Source organism: Nocardia amamiensis (assembly GCF_015477605.1).
Classification (GTDB): domain Bacteria; phylum Actinomycetota; class Actinomycetes; order Mycobacteriales; family Mycobacteriaceae; genus Nocardia; species Nocardia amamiensis_A.
This window is the reverse complement of the sequence record NZ_JADLQX010000090.1, coordinates 1-5,178: the sequence shown is the minus strand read 5'-3', so window position 1 is coordinate 5,178 and position 5,178 is coordinate 1. Positions and strand designations below refer to the sequence as shown.

Annotated in this window: 4 protein-coding genes and 1 pseudogene; 4 read left to right on the top strand and 1 reads right to left on the bottom strand. The window is 63.3% G+C overall.

The annotated features are described in order from the left end of the window. On the bottom strand, positions 1 to 206 hold a 206-nt coding region (locus IU459_RS36500; RefSeq protein WP_228839021.1), incomplete at its 3' end, for a transposase domain-containing protein. Between the two features lie 234 nt (positions 207 to 440). Here IU459_RS36500 and IU459_RS36495 point away from each other — a divergent pair. The 4 genes and pseudogenes from IU459_RS36495 to IU459_RS36480 all read left to right on the top strand — a co-directional run bounded on the left by IU459_RS36495 (position 441) and on the right by IU459_RS36480 (position 4,970). Then, a pseudogene (locus IU459_RS36495) lies at positions 441 to 1,973 on the top strand (ISL3 family transposase). Positions 1,974 to 2,292: 319 nt separating this feature from the next. Next, positions 2,293 to 2,670 (top strand): group I truncated hemoglobin, encoded by a 378-nt coding sequence (locus IU459_RS36490; protein WP_195134150.1) that lies wholly within the window; start codon positions 2,293 to 2,295, stop codon positions 2,668 to 2,670. Between the two features lie 282 nt (positions 2,671 to 2,952). After that, positions 2,953 to 4,146, top strand: coding sequence for an FAD-binding oxidoreductase (locus IU459_RS36485; protein WP_195134149.1), 1,194 nt, complete (start codon positions 2,953 to 2,955; stop codon positions 4,144 to 4,146). Continuing rightward, on the top strand, positions 4,137 to 4,970 hold the full coding sequence (locus IU459_RS36480) for a DivIVA domain-containing protein (RefSeq protein WP_195134148.1): 834 nt from the start codon (positions 4,137 to 4,139) through the stop codon (positions 4,968 to 4,970). The genes IU459_RS36485 and IU459_RS36480 overlap by 10 nt, the downstream gene beginning before the upstream one ends. Positions 4,971 to 5,178: the final 208 nt, after the last annotated feature.

Genomic DNA, 5,178 nt, shown 5'->3' with positions numbered 1-5,178 from the left:
CCGGAGAACAACGCCCCGGCCAGCAGCAGATACACCACCACCCGTGACGGCAGCAGCCGCACCCGCGACTGCACCGCACCGGCCGATTCCAGCGCCGCATCGACCAGGTCGAACGACACGATCCGGGTCAGTTCCCCCAGATGACCCGGCGCGAACACACCCGCGGCCACCACGCCGCGGCGGTTGATGACAGACTGATACGACAGCGGAGCTCCCAGTGAAGAATTGTCTTGGAGTGACAAACCTCTTCTACCAGGAGCTCCGCTGTCCCACATCACGGCATACCAAGCACCACAACATCATTCGATTGACACACCAACCGAACCGCTAACTGAGCGGCCTTGGTACTAGACCGCACGATGTGCCGCAACAAGGGGGAGTGTCCGATTGACGACTCTGTCGCATTTTCGGTGGTGATGTGTCGGCGGCGAGGGCACGATATTCCGATGTGCGAGGTGAATGTGCCTGCTGCCGTGGCATTTTCGGGGTTGTCGCCGCTGGTGGTGGAGGATGTGGTCGATGAGGGCGAACGGGTCGTGGTGTGGGCGCGGACGCCCGACAGCCCGGTCGTGTGTCCGGGCTGCGGGGCCGAGTCCGAGCGGCTGCACGGGTATCACTGGCGGACGGTGACCGATGTGCCGCTCGACGGGCGCCCCGTGGTCGTGCGGGTGCAGGTTCGCCGCCTGGTCTGCCCGACAACAGGCTGCTGCAACACTTTCCGCGAGCAAGTAGCTGGCGTTCTGGAGCGCTACCAGCGCCGCACCGCGCGTCTGACCAGGCAGGTGCGTGTGGTCGTTCGGGAACTGGCTGGCCGAGCCGGTGCTCGGCTGCTGGCGCGGTTGTCGGTCGGGTTGTCCCGGCATACGGCGGTGCGCGTGCTGCTGAATATCCCGTTGCCGCAGCGGCTGGTTCCTGCGGTCGTCAGTGTCGATGATTTCGCATTGCTGCGTCGGCACCGATATGCCACGGTCGTGATCGACCCGGTGTCGCACGACCGGATCGACGTGCTGGCAGACCGCAAATCCGATACCCTGGCCGCCTGGCTGACCGACCATCCAGAGGTAATGACCGTCGTGCGGGACGGCTCGACTACCTATGCCGAAGCGGTGCGCCGAGCGCGACCTGCCGCTACTCAGGTGTCGGACCGCTGGCATTTGTGGCACGGGCTGGCGCGCGTGGTCGAGACAGCCGTCGCCGCGCACGGGCGTTGCTGGGCTGCCGCTGGCCCGAAGCGCCACCGGATCGCGCGTGAGACCACCACCATCGAACGCTGGCATGCCGTGCACAACCTGCTCGACCAGGGTGTCGGGCTGCTGGACTGCTCCCGCCGGCTGGGCCTGGCGTTGAACACCGTGAAACGATATTCCCGTACGCCGGAACCGGATTCGCTGCGCCGCCCACCGCAGTACTGGCCCGGATTGGTCGATCCCTACCGCGATCATCTGCGGGCCCGCCGCGCCGCCGAACCCGGTGTGCCGGTCACACACCTGTTCGCCGAGATCAAGTCCCTCGGGTATACCGGCGGGCTGAATCTGCTCTACCGCTATCTCAACGAAGGACGGCTGGCGGGTGACCGCGTCGCCGTCTCGGCACGCAAACTCGCCGGCTGGATCACGAGCCGCCCATCGGATCTGTCCGAAACGCGCCGCGCTCATCTGGATGAACTCGTCGCCGCCTGCCCGGAAATGACCCGGCTGACGGAACTGGTCCGCGACTTCGCCGAGATCATGGCCGAGCGGCGCGGCAGCAACCTGGACTGCTGGATCAAGCAAGCCCGCACGGCCGGATTACCCGAACTCGAACCGTTCCTGCGCGGTCTCTAGCAGGACCACGACGCCGCGGTCGCAAGCCTGACCATGCCCTACAGCAACGGGCCGTGCGAGGGCGTCAACACGAAAACGAAGCTGCTCAAACGGCAAATGTACGGCCGTGCGGGATTCCGGCTACTTCGACACCGGATACTCCTGGGATAGGCCGCGACACGTCACCACCGAAAGTGCGACAGAGCCGGAGATCAGACACTCCCCAACAAGGTAGGTATTTCCCCCATATCAGTTTGGTTGGCAGCGTGAGAAGGTGTCGTTGTCGTCGACATGCTGCGCGGAGGAGGGCTATTCAAAAGCATTCCTGCTGTGCGTGTCGAACCATCCTTCGCCGTTCCACCTCGTTCTGTGCATGAAAAATATTTCATGTATCACTGAATTCTACACGAATGGTGTTGGCGGCGACGATTTCCTTCGCCTGGTCGCGCTTTTCCGGTATGGCCCCAGCCAATAGTATAGGAGATGGGTAATGGGAAGTATCTATGAGCAGATCGGGGGTACCGAGGCCCTTGAAGGCGTTGTCGAGGACTTCTATGTCAGGGTACTCGCCGACGACGAGCTGGCGGGGTTCTTCACAGGCTCCAGAATGGCGCGCCTCAAGGGTCGTCAGGTCGAGTTCTTCTCCGCGGCACTAGGCGGACCCGAGCCCTATGTAGGGGTACCTATGCGGCAAATCCACCAAGGTAGGGGAATAACTATGCGCCACTTTCAGCTGATAGCCGGTCATCTGGCCGAGTCGCTGAAGGCGGCGGGTGTGTCCGACGATATTGTGCAACAGATTATCGATATTGTCGCTGGACTAGCTCCGGAGATCGTTGGCAGCGCGGCAGAATCAAGGCCCGTCTGATTCTGGCAGCAATATCCGAAGGTGCAGTAGCGGGGTGCCCCACCGAGCATTGTTCGCCCCGCCTTCTCTCGTGAAAGGTAGGCCGCGATGACGATACTGAATGCCGTGGCATCGAGGAGGATGCCTCGGGAGGTCTCGGCGGAGGCTGCTGCGGCGGCGGAGCTGGTGTCCCGCTGGTCCGATGACCGACACCGCAGAATTGAGCTATTTTTTTTCGTGAATATTCAGGATCGAGGTATGGCGCAGAGATTCGGGATAGACAGGCAAATGGGATCGTAAGGCATGGATATTCCAACGCTCAGAGATAGCTGGCTCAGCATCGAGAAGGTCGGCGACGAAGCGGTCCTGTACTTCTACTCGCACCTGTTCATGGAGCACCCTGAGGTCCGCGATATGTTCCCGCTTTCGATGACCACCCAGCGCGGCAGATTCTTCGCGGCGCTCGGCCGCATCGTCAGCAACGTCGACTGCCTCGCCACCGACGCCGCGTTCGTGCAGCAACTCGGCCGCGACCACCGCAAATTCCGGGTCGTCGCCGACCACTATCCCGCGGCTGGCGCGTCACTTCTGGCCACAATGGAGTACTTCCTCGGCGCGGCGTGGACCGACAACCTCGCCGCCACCTGGGCGGAGGCGTACCGCGCGGTTGCCCGGATCATGGTGACGGCCGCAGAGGAGGAGGCAAGCGCCCCGGCTTGGTGGGAGGCGGAGGTCGTTGCCACCGAACGCCGCAGTATCGACGTTGGGGTACTGCGCATCCGGCCCAACCAGCCTTATTCCTACAATGCCGGGCAGTCCATGGCCGTGCAGATTCCGCAGCGGCCGCGGCTGTGGCGCTACTACACCCCAGCCAACGCACCCCGCCCCGACGGAACTCTCGACCTGCATGTGCAGATCGTGGCTGGCGGACAGGTCAGCGCCACCTTGGCCCGGACGGTCGCGGTCGGCGACACACTGCGGCTCGGCGCGCCGATCGGCACCGCACTCACTTTGTCCGCAGACTTCCGCGGCGACCTGCTGATGGTGGCAGGGGGCACCGGGCTCGCCCCCATGACCGCTCTGATCGAACAACTCGACGAACGTTGGCGGAGCACCGGCGAGGCGTCGAATGTCTACCTCTTCCACGGGGTCAGAACCCAGCGGAACATCTACGACCACACCTTCCTGTCCGAGCTGGCCGGGAACCGGCCATGGTTGCGCTACACCCCAGTGGTCTCGGACGATCCCGCCTACCCGGGTGAATGCGGACCGGTCGGCACGGTGGTCGCCAAGACTCACCGCTGGCAGGGCGAGACCGCGCTCATTTGCGGCTCCACCGCAATGGTGGAGCACGCCGCCGGTGAACTGCGGCGCGCAGGCCTGCCCGCGTCGGCCATCCGATTCGAAAACTTCGATGGCGGCCACCCCGACAACCCCACATCGAATACCTCCGGGGCTCCGACCGAGATGGCGCACCAGGTAACAACATGGCACTGAAGGCACACGATATCGGGAACACCAGATTCAAGAAGTCGGCACTGGGTCGGCGCGGGTACGACGAACGGGAAGTCGACGAATTCGTCCGGCGTGTCGCCCGTGAGATTTCCCGGCTGAACTCGATGAACAAGCGGCTGTCCCTGCAGTTGGATTTCAGCGACGAGAAGGCGCTGCTGGCCGACAACGACTACCTGGCCCACCAGGTCGCGGAACTCGAGCACCGGGTCTCAATGTACAAGTCGGCGCTCGGTGATGCCACCACGGTCGAATACCTGCGTACCAAGGTGGCGGAACTGGAGCAGGAGAACGCACAGTTACGCGAGGATACCCAGCGGGATGCGCTCGGGGTCAACGTGCGGGCGGTGAACATGCTCAGCCAGGCTCAGATCACCGCGGAATCCACGGTCGCCGAGGCCGAAATCTATGCTCGCGAACTGGTCGCGCAGGCTCGCGAGCAGTACGCCGAAATTCTGCAGCAAGCTCAGAAATCGGCGGCCCGCGCGGCCGACGGTATCGCCGCCGTGGCGGCCACTTCTGAGGGAACTCCCGGCCCGCTGCCCGCCGAGATCGAGTACATCCGCACCTACGCGCAGATCGCGGAGAAGCAGATGCACACGATCGTGGAGGCGTTGTTCACCGAAATCGACAAGCTCGGAAGCGAACCGCCGCGACCTCATCGAGACGCCGAACCTACTGGACACGAAGTAGATGTCTCAAGGTCCATCACGTCAGCAATGGCACAGATGTCGCCTCTCACACGACAGGACGCGCTGGAATCCGCAGAACAGTCACAAGCCCGGCACTCCGGTGACGAAGGCGTATGACTGCGGGTTCTTGCTGCGAAAGTACTGCGCATGATGGGTGTGTATCTCCTCCCACAACGAATTCCCGGCGCAGGATACTAGTGAGCCGTTTTCATCCTGTGGCGGTCGCCTGAAGTTCTCGGTCTTGCAGGACGTGGATGGTCTTGACGATTCGACCGGTCTTGAATGGGCAGCAGCGGAGTCTCCGCAGGATCTTCCAGGTCTTGAG

Excerpts from the sequence above, each read along its gene's own strand:
- IU459_RS36490 (WP_195134150.1), top strand. The coding sequence starts at position 2,293 with ATGGGAAGTATCTATGAGCAGATCGGGGGTACCGAGGCCCTTGAAGGC.
- IU459_RS36485 (WP_195134149.1), top strand. The coding sequence starts at position 2,953 with ATGGATATTCCAACGCTCAGAGATAGCTGGCTCAGCATCGAGAAGGTC.
- IU459_RS36480 (WP_195134148.1), top strand. The coding sequence starts at position 4,137 with ATGGCACTGAAGGCACACGATATCGGGAACACCAGATTCAAGAAGTCG.